Genomic DNA, 11,718 nt, shown 5'->3' on the forward strand with positions numbered 1-11,718 from the left:
ATACGGCATGGGGGTGTGGCGCGCCTACCGCAGCGAACCGGTCGGGGATGCCAGCAGGTAGCGGACCGCGCCCGTGCCACCGAGGGCTGCGGGGGCTGCGGCCGGGCGGCGGAAACGGTCGGTCTTGTCGAGCAGGATGCCGCCGACGATCGCGGGCAGGGCGCCCGGATGCGTCAGCGCATAGACGAGGGCGCGCCCCTTGCCGTCGTGGTTCTTCAGGTCGAGGAAGTGGCGCAGTTCGTAGCGGGCGCGGATGTGGCGCTCGTGCTTCTCGATCAGGGCGCGTTCTTCCGGCGACAGGCCCGGCCGGGCCAGGATCGCCCTGTCGGCCTCGTAGAGACGCCGCAGATCCTCGGTGCGGTGGCTGCTGCTCAAGGAATTGCCGCGGACGACGGCGCCATAGCCGCAGCTATGGATGATCTTGTATCGCGCACCGTGCGCGAGCGCCCTCGCATAGAGATCGTAGTCCTCGCCGAGCCGCAGCTGCTCGTGATAGCGCAGCCCGTGGCTGTCGAGGAACGTCCGCCGGATCAAGGGCTTGAGGAAGCCGACTTCGCCGCGCTGCACGCCGCGGCGGGAAATGTTGCCCTCGATGAAGCCCTTCAGGTCGAGAAGCCTGGGCTGCGGTGCGATATCGGCAATCTCGAGCTGCGCCTGCCCGGCGCGGGCCTCGTCGACGAAGACGATGTTGTCGGCGATGAAGTCCCAGTCGCTTTCGGCCAGCATGCGCGCGAACCGTCCCGGCAGCAGGAAGTCGTCGGCGTCGAGAACGCCCACGATCGGCGAACGAGAGGCCTCGATCGCCGCGTTGCGCGCGGCTGCGGGGCCACGGTTCTGGTCGAAGCGCAGGATGTGCAGGCGGCCGGTGACATCGTCGGCGGCGCGCGCCGCGCCGGCGGTGTCGTCGGACGAGCCGTCGTCGACGACGATCACCTCGTTCGCCTCCGGTTGCAGCAGCGCCGAGGAAACGGCACGCCCGATGGTCTGGGCGGCATTCTTGGCGGCGATGATGACGCAAACTTCCCTGCTCATCGTCCGATCGACCTCCATCTTTGGATTGCGTCCGACATGCGGATCATGGGCCCGCTTCGCGGCCCGGTTCATGCTGCGACGCAGCATGCGGCACCATGGAAGACGATCGTGTCCCAATCGGGGCGAAGCGCGCGGACGGCATGGCCAGCAGCGCGCCACAGTCAGCGCGCGCGTTTGCGGGGAGGGATGCGGAGACAGGCGCTGGCGCCGGATGCGCTCAGTAGTTCGAATGGCCCGGCTTGTTCAGAGGGGTGACCCGCAGGCCCGCGGCTGCGTTCTCGGCAAGCGAAGCGGCACGCATCGCGGCCTCCGTCTCGCGCCTTCGCTCGCGGGCTTCCTTCCACACCAGGAAGAGCACGCCGACGAAATAGCCGGCCTGCAGGAGGACGGCGCAGATCAGGGTCTGGATGAGCGTATCGGAGAGCGATCCGGTCAGGCCGTAGGTTGCGAGACCGAAGACCAGCAGGGCTCCGATCATGCTTATGAAGACGCGTGGACCATACATCGGGCTAGCCCGGATTCATGTGAAGGTTAAACGACATGGGCGACTTCCTCCCCGGTGCCCGGTTTGCCGGGCCTTGCGATTATATGCGGGCAATGCCGCGGGTTCAATCGCCGGCCGCGACGCCTCTTACCGATAGGGTTAAGCGCGCGGCAACTCAATTGGTTGTGGTCGGTGGTACTGCAACGTGGCGTGGGCAGGCCTCGATTCGACGCCGCCACCGTTCCGCCGCAATTCGGCCGCGATGCAGCGCAGACGCGAACATCGAAGCCACCGACGCAGCTTGAGGTAAGCTGCCCGGCTCCGCTCCGATCAACTTTTATTACATCGCAATCGCTTTGGTCACGCTTTTCCGTGTGCAGTGCAGCAGCATGCTGCGATGCGGAATTTCATTGTGAGACAAATCAAGTTTGCCGATTCGCGTGGCTTTCAGCGGCCGCTTGCGACGATTCCAAATCTATCTGAAGTACAGAATTGAGTCTGTCGACTTTTGAAATTGAAAAATATCGTGATTTCGGAGCAATATGGGAGAAAATAACAGAAAAGATACTATGAAATACATTGTCTCACCACGAGGGATTGTCTATTTCATATATTATAAGATCCTTAAATAGCCCTCTGATCCATTCGCGAAAAAAGATTCTGCTTCCAAGATCAAATTCTGACCATACCCTGCGTCTTGGATGTCCCGCGTCCCATACGGACGAGACCTATCGCCAAACCGGAACGGAGCCCACTCTATGAAGTCCGCGACACGATCGGCCAGTTCGACGTTCTTGAGCGCCGCAGCCACGGGCGCGCCTCCCCTCGGAGGGATCACCAAGCGCGGCTTCGACATTGCCGCCACATCGCTTGCGCTGTTGTTTCTGAGCCCGATCTTCCTGCTCATCGCCGCGCTCGTCAAAGCCTCGGATGGCGGCAACGTCTTCTACGGCCACCGCCGAATCGGCCACAACGGCCGCAGTTTCCATTGCCTGAAGTTCCGCACGATGCGGATGGACGGCGATCGCGTGCTGCAGGCCTACCTCAAGGCCAATCCCGAGGCCTACGAGGAATGGCGTACGACCCGCAAGCTGAAGGACGACCCGCGCGTCACCACCGTCGGCGCGGTGCTGCGCAAGCTGAGCCTCGACGAGTTGCCGCAGCTGGTGAACATCCTGCGCGGCGAAATGAGCATCGTCGGCCCGCGGCCGGTGGTCGAGGATGAGCTCGAGCTCTACGAGAGCGCCGCCAGCTACTACCTCCAGACCCGTCCCGGGCTCACCGGCCTGTGGCAGGTGAGCGGCCGCAACGATGTCTCCTATTCCGCGCGCGTCGCCTTCGACACCGAGTATGTCCGCACCTGGTCGCTGATCAGGGACATGCTCATCGTGGTCAAGACGATCCCCGCAGTCTGCGCTTCGCGCGGCAGCTATTGAGACCTGTCGACCGGCTCGCCTTCTTGCTTGTGCAATCGCGGGCCGCGACGGAGAAACGGATAGATCCATGAAAACCATGACGACGGCTTCCAGGCCGCGACGTCCCCGCTTTCGGAACCTCTGCACGGGCCTGGCTCTGACGGCAGGCCTGTTGCTGGTGCAGGGGACTTCCGTCCTTGCCGACGAATACCGGCTCGACGTGCTCGACAAGCTTCGCATCCGCGTCGTCGAATGGCAGACGGCCGAAGGTGCGGTGCGCGACTGGTCGGCGATCAGCGGCGACTATGCGGTCGGTGCCGCCGGGCAGATCTCGCTGCCGCTCGTCGGCGAGCTTCCCGTCTCCGGCAAGACCACGGCGGAAGTCGCCCAGGAAATCGGTGTCAGGATGCAGAAGCTCTTCGCCCTGCGCGACCTGCCGTCTGCCTCCGTCGAACTGGCGCAGTACCGGCCGATCTTCGTCGCCGGAGAGGTGCAGACCCCGGGCGAATATCCCTTCGCCCCGAACATGACGGTGCTGAAGGCGATCAGCCTCGGCGGCGGCCTTCGCCGCGGCGATACCGGGCAGCGCTTCGCGCGGGACTTCATCCGCGCCGACGGCGACGCTTCGGTGCTGATCGCCGAGCGCAACCGCCTTCTGGCGCGGCGGGCACGGCTGCAGGCGGAAATCGCCGGCCAGGACAGCATCACCATGCCGAAGGAACTGAACGAGGCACCGGAGGCGGCGATCCTGCTGGACAGCGAAACGCAGCTGATGAAGTCGCGCGACCGGCGGCAGAAGGTGCAGCTCAAGGCGTTGGCGGACCTCAAGACGCTGCTGCAGACCGAAATCGCCTCGCTCGACAAGAAGTCGGAGACACAGACCCGCCAGCTCGGGCTGGTGGCGGACGACCTCAAGAAGGTCGACAGCCTCGCCGAGCGCGGCCTGACGATCAGCTCGCGCAAGCTGACGCTCGAACAGCGCACTGCCGACCTGCAGGCGGCGCTGCTCGACATCGACACCGCCGCCCTCAAGGCCAAGCAGGACGCCACCAAGGCAGCCCAGGACGAGACCAACCTGATCAACGACTGGGACGCGACGCTGGCGCAGGAGATGCAGAACACCGAAAGCGAGCTCGAAGCGGTCACGCTGAAGCTCGAGACGAGCCAGAAGCTGATGTCGGAGGCGCTCATGCAGTCGGCGGACGCCGGTGCGATGAAGCGCGACGCCTCCGGGGCCGACGTCACCTACGTGATCCTGCGTGAGAAGGACGGCCGGCCCACGGAGATTCCGGCGACGGAAACGACGCAGATCCTGCCGGGAGACGTGATCAAGGTCGGCTACAACGTCGCCATGCGGTGAGCGGCCGATGCGGATCGCCAAGGCCAGCCTGGTGACGCCCGGCGACAACCAGCTCTACGGCATGGCCGCCGTGGCGCTGTCGCTGTTCGTGTTCGCCTATTCCGCCCGCTTCGGGCAGGTCTCCATCCTGGCCTACTACGGCCTGTGGCTGCCGCTCGTGCTGGTGGACTATCGCCACGTCCTCGGCAACTACACGCGGTATTTGTGGATCTTCGGTTTTGCCGTCTTCGCCTGCCTGACGATGTTCTGGTCGGCGGCGCCGGCGCAATCGGCGCGGACCGGGATCCAGTACTTCACCCACGTCGTCTGCGCGCTGATCGCCATGCGGGTGCTCGACATCCGCACGCTGTCCCGCGGGGCGATGCTGGGGGTCGGGCTCGTGCTCGCCTATTCCTTCGCCTTCGGCGTCTATCATGCCGACCCGCTCGACGGCACCGTCAGCTTCGTCGGCGCGTTCGCCTCGAAGAACCAGCTCGGCTTCTATGCCTCGCTCGGCGTCTATTTCGCCGTCACCGCCATCATCATCCTGCGCGAGCGCGGGCTGTGGTTCGCAGTCGGCGGCGGCGTCTTCCTGCTGTCGGCCTATGCGCTGGCCGCCTCGCAGTCGGCAACCTCGGTGCTGACGACGGCCGCGGCCGTCGGGTGCTGCCTGGGCTTGCGCGTGCTTCTGTGGCTGTCGCCGAAGAACCGGCGGACGCTGTTCATCGCCGGCCTCATCCTTCTCGTCATCGGCGGCGCCGGGTTCATTTCGGCCGGAGGCTACGGCATGGTGCTCGGCGCCTTCGGCAAGGACACCACGCTGACGGGGCGGACCTATCTCTGGCAGCAGGGGATCGAGGCGGCCAAGGCGACGCCATGGGTCGGCGTCGGCTACCAGGCCTACTGGGTGCAGGGTTTCTCCGAGGCCGAACGGCTGTGGGAGGAGTTCTATATCGGCAGCCGGGCCGGCTTCCACTTCCACAACACCCCGATCGAAGCGATGGTGGAGACCGGCTTCATCGGCCTGGTGCTGCTGTTCGGGGTGCTGATCGCCGCGATCGTCGGGCACCTGCGCCGCTTCCTCGCGGGCAGCGACAGTGCCGAGGCAGCCCTGCTGCTCGGCATCTGCATACTCCTGGCGATGCGCGCCTTCTTCGAGATCGACATCATGAACCCCTATCATGTGGGCTCGTTCCTGCTCTATTTCGCCGCCGGCAAGCTGACGCTGCGCGTGCCCCAACGGCATGCGGCGCCGGTGCCGGGGCGGGTGCTGCATCGCCTGCCGGTCATGTCGCTTGCGCGGGCGACGGGCCGATGAGGACGCTCTACGGGATCCAGTATCTGCGGGCGGCCGCGGCGATCGCGGTCGTGCTGTTCCACGCCGCGGAAAAGACGGGCGGACATTTCGCCATCGGTGCGGCCGGCGTCGACGTGTTCTTCGTCATCAGCGGCTTCATCATGTGGGTGATCACGGCGCGCCGGCCGGTCGCGCCGCTCCAGTTCCTGTCCGACCGGATCGTGCGGATCGTGCCCGTCTACTGGCTGGCGACGATGGTCATGGTCGCAGGCGCGCTGGCCGGCCTGTTTCCCAACCTGCAATTGTCCGTGGCCCATGTGGCGGCATCGCTGCTGTTCGTTCCGATGCACTCGCCGAGCAGCGGCGAGATCTGGCCGGTGCTGGTCCAGGGATGGACGCTCAATTTCGAGATGTTCTTCTACGGCATCTTCGCGCTGGCGCTGCTGATTCCGCGCGCACGGCAGCTGGCGGCAGTGGCCTTGGCGCTGGCAGCGCTTGCGGTCGCCGGCGCATATCTGCAGAGCGACAACGCGCTGCTTCTCACCTATACCCGCCCGATCATCCTCGAATTTGCGGTCGGCATGGCGCTGGGCCAGCTCTGGCTGGCCGGGCGCGTGCCGGGTGCTGCGGCCGGTCTCGTGCTGGTGCTGGCGGCGCTCGCCGGCTTCGCGCTGATCGGCATCTTCCGGCTGCCCTTCGACGAATGGACCTGCGGACCGCTTGCGGCGGCGCTGGTGCTCGGCGTGCTGGCGCTGGAAGCCGGCGGCCGTGTCCGGCGGTTCGCCCTGCCGACGGCGCTCGGCGACGCCTCCTATTCCATCTACCTCTGGCACACCTTTGCCATTTCGGTCGTGGCCAAGGTCGGGGAGCGCCTGCACATCGCCCCGTCGGCGACGCTGTTTGCTGCCGCCATCTGCGGCATCGCGGCCGGGCTGGTCGCCTACCGGCTGATCGAGCGGCCCCTGCTTTCTTTCCGGCGCGGCACGGCGCGCCCGCCGGTCGCCGCCACGGGCGCCGTGACCGAGGCGGGCCGCAGCGGCTGAAGCCACGGTCCGGATCGGCTTTCCCGTTTTCCTCCTTAAAGGTTCCAGTCGCCTCAGTCCGTCCGGCCGATCTCGTGCCGGCGGGCCCCGGTCCGCGCACCTGCCATCACCGCCGCAATAGTCCGGTCGTCATATGAGTTGATGACGCCGGCCGGAAATTTGTTATAAGATCAAGCGAACGATAAACTTGTCTGATGAGTTGATGCGCCGCCGGGTGGCCGGTGGTCGGTGTGCGAAGCGGGAGATGAGCATGACTTTCCAGGCAAGGACGGGGGCGAAAATCACCGGAGCGCCCGGCACGCTGACCACGCGCCTTGCGGACGATCTCAGGAAGGCGATCGCGAGCGGGCAGTATCCACCCGGAAGCCGGCTGCCGAGCGAAGCCCAGCTCACCGAGGCGCATGGCGTGAGCCGCACCGTGGTGCGCGAGGCGATCGCCGCACTGCGCGCGGACCGGCTGGTGGAGGCCCGCCAGGGGGCGGGCGTGTTCGTGCTCGAGGCGGACGCACCGGGGCCGACGCCGCTGTTTCTGAAAAGCATCGATCACGATCGCGTCTCCTCGATGATCGAGCTTCTGGAGCTGCGGACCGCCGTGGAAGTCGAGGCTGCCGGGCTCGCGGCGCTGCGGCGCTCGCCCGCGCAGGAGGAGGTGATCTTCGAGCGTCACTATGCGGTGCGCGCCTGCCTCGAAGCCTCCCTGCCGACCAGCGAGGCGGACTTTGCCCTTCATCTCGCCATTGCCGAGGCCACCAACAATCCGCGCTTTCGCGAGTTTCTGGCGATGATCGGCAAGAACGTCATTCCGCGCGCGGCCCTTCGCAACGACGACCCGGAGACGGACCAGGCCGCCTATATCAAGCTGCTGCTGCAGGAGCATCAGGACATCGTCACCGCCATTTCCAACGGCGACGAGGAGGGCGCGCGGGCGGCGATGCGGCGGCATCTGCGCGGCAGCCAGGGACGCTATCGCGCGTTGCTGCGCGAACAGCGGAAACCTGTATGATGACTTATTGACAGGAGTTCCTGTAAGACGTAATACAAATCGGCCGGAGGAGGCCGACAGAGGAACTTCACATGACGCCGCAAGAGATCAAGGCCGCGCTGGGCGCCGGCCTGCTTTCGTTTCCCGTGACGCATTTCGACGGCGAGGGTCGATTCCAGCCGGAGAGCTACCGCCGGCATATCGACTGGCTGTCCGGGTTCGATGCGCCGGTGCTATTTGCCGCCGGCGGCACCGGGGAGTTCTTCTCGCTCGCCCCGTCGGAGATCCCCGGCATCGTGCGCGCCGCCAAGGAGGCGGCCGGCAGGACGTCGATCGTCTCGGGCTGCGGCTTCGGCACCCATGTCGGGGTGGAGCTGGCGCGCGAGGTCGAGAAGGCCGGCGCGGACGGGATCCTGCTTCTGCCGCACTACCTGATCGATGCGCCGCAGGAAGGGCTCTACCAGCACGTCAAGCGCATCTGCCAGTCGGTCGGCATCGGCGTGATGGTCTACAACCGCGACAATTCGGTGCTTGCCGTCGATACGCTGAAGCGGCTCTGCGACGAATGCCCGAACCTCGTCGGCTTCAAGGACGGCACGGGCGACATCGGCCTTGTGCGCCAGGTGACGGCGACCATGGGCGACCGGCTCACCTATCTCGGCGGCATGCCGACGGCGGAACTCTTCGCCGAGGCCTATCTCGGTGCCGGCTTCACCACCTATTCCTCGGCGGTCTTCAATTTCGTGCCCCAGCTCGCCGTCGATTTCTACAAGGCGCTGCGCGGCGGCGACCGGGCGCGGTGCGAGAGGATCCTGAACGAATTCTTCTATCCGTTCATGGCGATCCGCAACCGGCGCAAGGGCTATGCGGTGGCCGCCATCAAGGCCGGCGTGCGCCTGCAGGGCTTCGATGCAGGCAAGGTCCGCCCACCGCTCGACGACCTCACCCGCGAGGAAGAGGGCATGCTCGAAGCCCTGATCGCCCCCTGGAAGCGCTGAGATGAAGATCGTCGCCGTCCGCACCCATCTGCTCGAACACCGGCTCGCCGTGCCGTTCGAGAGCGCGTCGATGCGCTTCGACCGGCGTGCGCACGTGCTGGTGGAGATCGAGTGCGACAACGGCCTGACCGGCTGGGGCGAATGCCTGGGCCCGGCGCGGGCGAATGCCGCCGTCGTCGCGGCCTATCGGCCGTGGCTCGTCGGCGCGGATCCGCTGGAGACGGAGAAGATCTGGGCGCGGCTCTACAACGCCCTGCGCGACCAGGGGCAGCGCGGCCTGTCCATCACGGCCCTGTCCGGCATCGACATCGCGCTCTGGGACATCAAGGGCAAGCATTTCGGCGTGCCGGTCTCGACGCTGCTCGGCGGACGGTTCCGCGACGAGGTCCGCGCCTATGCGACCGGCAGCTTCAAGCGCGAGGGCGTCGACAGGGTGGCGGACAATGCCGAGGACGCCGCGCGCTATCGCGCCGAGGGTTTCCACGCGACCAAGATCAAGATCGGCTTCGGCGTCGAGCAGGATCTCGCCGTCATCCGCGCCGTGCGCGAGGCGATCGGGCCGGACATGCGCCTGATGGTGGACGCCAACCATGGCTACGACGTGCTCGAGGCGGTCGAGCTCGGCCGTCGCGCAGCCGAGTACGGCATCGACTGGTTCGAGGAGCCGGTGGTGCCGGAACAGCTCGACGCCTACCGCGCGGTCCGCGCCGGCCAGCCGATCCCGGTTGCCGGGGGCGAGACCTGGCACACGCGCTGGGGCATGCGCGAGCCGGTGGAAACGCGCGCGGTCGACATCCTCCAGCCGGACCTCTGCGGCGTCGGCGGCTTCACCGAGGCCCGCCGGGTCGCCGATCTCGCAGCGCTTCACGGCGTGCGGGTCGTGCCGCATGTCTGGGGCACGGCCGTGCAGATCGCGGCCGCCCTGCAGTTCATGGCGGCGATGATCCCCAACCCGGTGCGCGTCAACCCGATCGAGCCGATCCTCGAGTTCGACCGCACCGAGAACCCGTTCCGCCAGGCCGTCGTGAAGACGCCGATCGAGCACGTGCGCGGGGTGGTCAAAATTCCGGACGGTCCCGGGCTCGGCATCGACATCGATCGCGATGCGCTGGCCGAGTTCCGGATGGGAGACGACTGAGATGATCGAAAGGCCGCTTTCCGGACGAGCGCCGGCAATACGGCTCCCCAAGGGAGCGGTCGATACGCAGATGCACATGTATCTGCCGGGATTTGCAGCCCAGCCGGGCGGCCCGCCGCTGCCGGGCGGGGCGCTTCCCGACGCCGGGCAATATCGCAGGGTCATGGCCTGGCTCGGGATCGACCGGGTCATCATCACCCAGGGCAATGCGCACCAGCGCGACAATTCCAATCTGCTCGCCTGCCTTGCGGAAATGGGGCCGATCGCCCGCGGTGTCGCAGCCGTCGGGCCGGAGGAGCCGGACAGCGCGCTCGACCAACTGGCGGAGGGCGGCGTCGTCGGCGCCCGCATCATGGACCTGCCGGGCGGCGCCGTCGGCCTCGACGCGCTCGAGGCGGTGGACGACCGCGCCGCCGCGAGGGGCTGGATGCTGGCCGTCCAGTTCGACGGCAGCCATATTCTCGAACACGAGGCGCGCCTGCGGAAACTCAAGTCGCGCTGGGTGCTGGATCACCACGGCAAGTTCTTCGCCGGCGCAACACCGGACAGTCCCCAGGTCGCGGCGGTCAAGCGCCTGATCGATCGCGGCAACTGCTGGTTCAAGTTCGCCGGCGTCTATGAATCGTCCAGGAGCGGCGGGCCGGACTACGAGGACGTCGCCGCCGTCGCCCGCGCGATCGCCGCGCATGCGCCCGACCGGATCGTGTGGGGAACCAACTGGCCGCACAACCTCGCCAGGACGACCGCGGACTATCCCGACGATGCGGCGCTGACCGACACGGTGCTCGGCTGGCTGCCGGACGAGGGGGCCCGTCGGCTGGCCCTGGTCGACAATCCCGAACGGCTCTTCGGCTTGCAGCCGTTCGCACGGGGGAACTGAAGCCGGCGGCCCGGAACAGGGAGGTTCCGGGACCATGTTCATCTTGAGGAGGAGAAAGACATGAATATTGCCAAATCGCTTTGCCTGGCGCTGGGGATCGCCCTTGCCGCAGGAACCGTGCATGCGCAGGAAATCACTTTAAGGTCGGCCGACATCCATCCGGACGGCTATCCGACCGTCGAGGCCGTGAAGTACATGGGCCAGCTGGTGTCGGAACGCACCAACGGCCGCATCAAGATCGAAGTGACCAACAACGCCGCGCTCGGATCCGAAAAGGATACGATCGAACAGACCCGTTTCGGCGTCATCGACATGAACCGCGTCAACGCCGCGCCGTTCAACAATCTTGTGCCGCAGACCGTCGTGCTCGGCCTGCCGTTCCTGTTCCGCTCGACCGAGCACATGCACAAGACGGTGGACGGTCCGATCGGCGACGAGATCCTCGCCGCTTTCGAGCCGCACGGCCTCGTCGGCCTGGCCTTCTACGATTCCGGCGCCCGGTCGTTCTATACGACGAAGAAGCCGATCGAGAAGCTGGAAGACCTGAAGGGCATGAAGATCCGCGTCCAGCAGTCCGATCTCTGGATCGCGATGATGGAAGCCTTCGGCGCGAACGCGACGCCGATGCCGTTCGGCGAGGTCTACTCGTCGCTCGAGACCGGTGTCGTCGACGGAGCTGAGAACAACTGGCCTTCCTACGAATCCTCGCGGCACTTCGAGGTCTCCAAGAACTACACGCTCACCGAGCATTCGCTGAACCCGGAAATCCTGGTCATGTCGAAGGTCACCTGGGACAAGCTCTCGCCGGATGATCAGAAGGTGGTCCGGCAGGCGGCAAAGGACTCCGTCGGCAAGATGCGCGAGCTGTGGCAGGCCCGCGAGAAGGCATCGGAAGAGAAGGTCCGCGCGGCCGGCGTGAACGTCATCACCGTCGACAAGGCGGAGTTCGCCGATGCCATGAAGCCGGTCTACGACAAGTTCGTCACCGACCCGCAGATGCAGGATCTGCTCGAGCGGATCCGCGCGATCAACTGATGGGAGAAGGCACGGCCGCGCCGTATCGTTACGGCGCGGCCCGCAGTTTCCGGTCGGGCGGAGAGGCGCCTGGCC

Annotated in this window: 11 protein-coding genes; 9 read left to right on the forward strand and 2 right to left on the reverse strand. The window is 66.3% G+C overall.

All coding sequences use genetic code 11. From position 1 onward, the window contains the following. Window positions 1–24: 24 nt before the first annotated feature. Both P0086_RS10475 and P0086_RS10480 read right to left on the reverse strand, forming a co-directional pair. Complete coding sequence (locus tag P0086_RS10475; RefSeq protein WP_148190946.1) at window positions 25–1,032, reverse strand: glycosyltransferase family 2 protein; 1,008 nt, start codon at window positions 1,030–1,032, stop codon at window positions 25–27. Between the two features lie 217 nt (window positions 1,033–1,249). Next, entirely contained in the window at window positions 1,250–1,537 is a 288-nt protein-coding gene (locus P0086_RS10480; RefSeq protein ID WP_112613072.1) for an exopolysaccharide production repressor protein, read from the reverse strand. Window positions 1,538–2,274: 737 nt separating this feature from the next. Between P0086_RS10480 and P0086_RS10485 the strand changes: the two genes are divergently transcribed. From P0086_RS10485 to P0086_RS10525, 9 genes are all read left to right on the forward strand, one after another. Further along, window positions 2,275–2,952 (forward strand): sugar transferase, encoded by a 678-nt coding sequence (locus P0086_RS10485; RefSeq protein WP_112607559.1) that lies wholly within the window; start codon window positions 2,275–2,277, stop codon window positions 2,950–2,952. A gap of 67 nt (window positions 2,953–3,019) precedes the next feature. Continuing rightward, window positions 3,020–4,291, forward strand: a complete 1,272-nt coding sequence (locus tag P0086_RS10490) for a polysaccharide biosynthesis/export family protein (RefSeq protein ID WP_148190947.1) — start codon at window positions 3,020–3,022, stop codon at window positions 4,289–4,291. Between the two features lie 7 nt (window positions 4,292–4,298). Beyond that, the gene (locus P0086_RS10495) at window positions 4,299–5,588 is read left to right on the forward strand and encodes an O-antigen ligase (RefSeq protein ID WP_112613074.1); all 1,290 of its coding nucleotides are present in this window, start codon (window positions 4,299–4,301) and stop codon (window positions 5,586–5,588) included. Next, window positions 5,585–6,610, forward strand: a complete 1,026-nt coding sequence (locus P0086_RS10500) for an acyltransferase (RefSeq protein ID WP_275785193.1) — start codon at window positions 5,585–5,587, stop codon at window positions 6,608–6,610. Before P0086_RS10495 ends, P0086_RS10500 begins: the two co-directional genes overlap by 4 nt. Before the next feature lie 250 nt (window positions 6,611–6,860). Continuing rightward, a complete protein-coding gene (locus P0086_RS10505; RefSeq protein ID WP_112594152.1) occupies window positions 6,861–7,613 on the forward strand; it encodes a FadR/GntR family transcriptional regulator in 753 nt (250 codons plus the stop codon). A 71-nt stretch (window positions 7,614–7,684) separates the two neighbouring features. Continuing rightward, on the forward strand, window positions 7,685–8,590 hold the full coding sequence (kdgD, locus tag P0086_RS10510; RefSeq protein ID WP_112594153.1) for a 5-dehydro-4-deoxyglucarate dehydratase: 906 nt from the start codon (window positions 7,685–7,687) through the stop codon (window positions 8,588–8,590). 1 nt (window position 8,591) lies between these two features. Next, complete coding sequence (locus P0086_RS10515; RefSeq protein WP_112606851.1) at window positions 8,592–9,728, forward strand: mandelate racemase/muconate lactonizing enzyme family protein; 1,137 nt, start codon at window positions 8,592–8,594, stop codon at window positions 9,726–9,728. A 1-nt stretch (window position 9,729) separates the two neighbouring features. After that, a complete protein-coding gene (locus P0086_RS10520) occupies window positions 9,730–10,608 on the forward strand; it encodes an amidohydrolase family protein (protein WP_148190951.1) in 879 nt (292 codons plus the stop codon). Window positions 10,609–10,668: 60 nt separating this feature from the next. After that, window positions 10,669–11,643 (forward strand): TRAP transporter substrate-binding protein, encoded by a 975-nt coding sequence (locus tag P0086_RS10525; RefSeq protein ID WP_112594156.1) that lies wholly within the window; start codon window positions 10,669–10,671, stop codon window positions 11,641–11,643. The last annotated feature ends 75 nt before the right edge of the window (window positions 11,644–11,718 follow it).

The sequence above is a fragment of the Mycoplana sp. MJR14 genome (assembly GCF_029210525.1).
Taxonomy (GTDB): domain Bacteria; phylum Pseudomonadota; class Alphaproteobacteria; order Rhizobiales; family Rhizobiaceae; genus Mycoplana.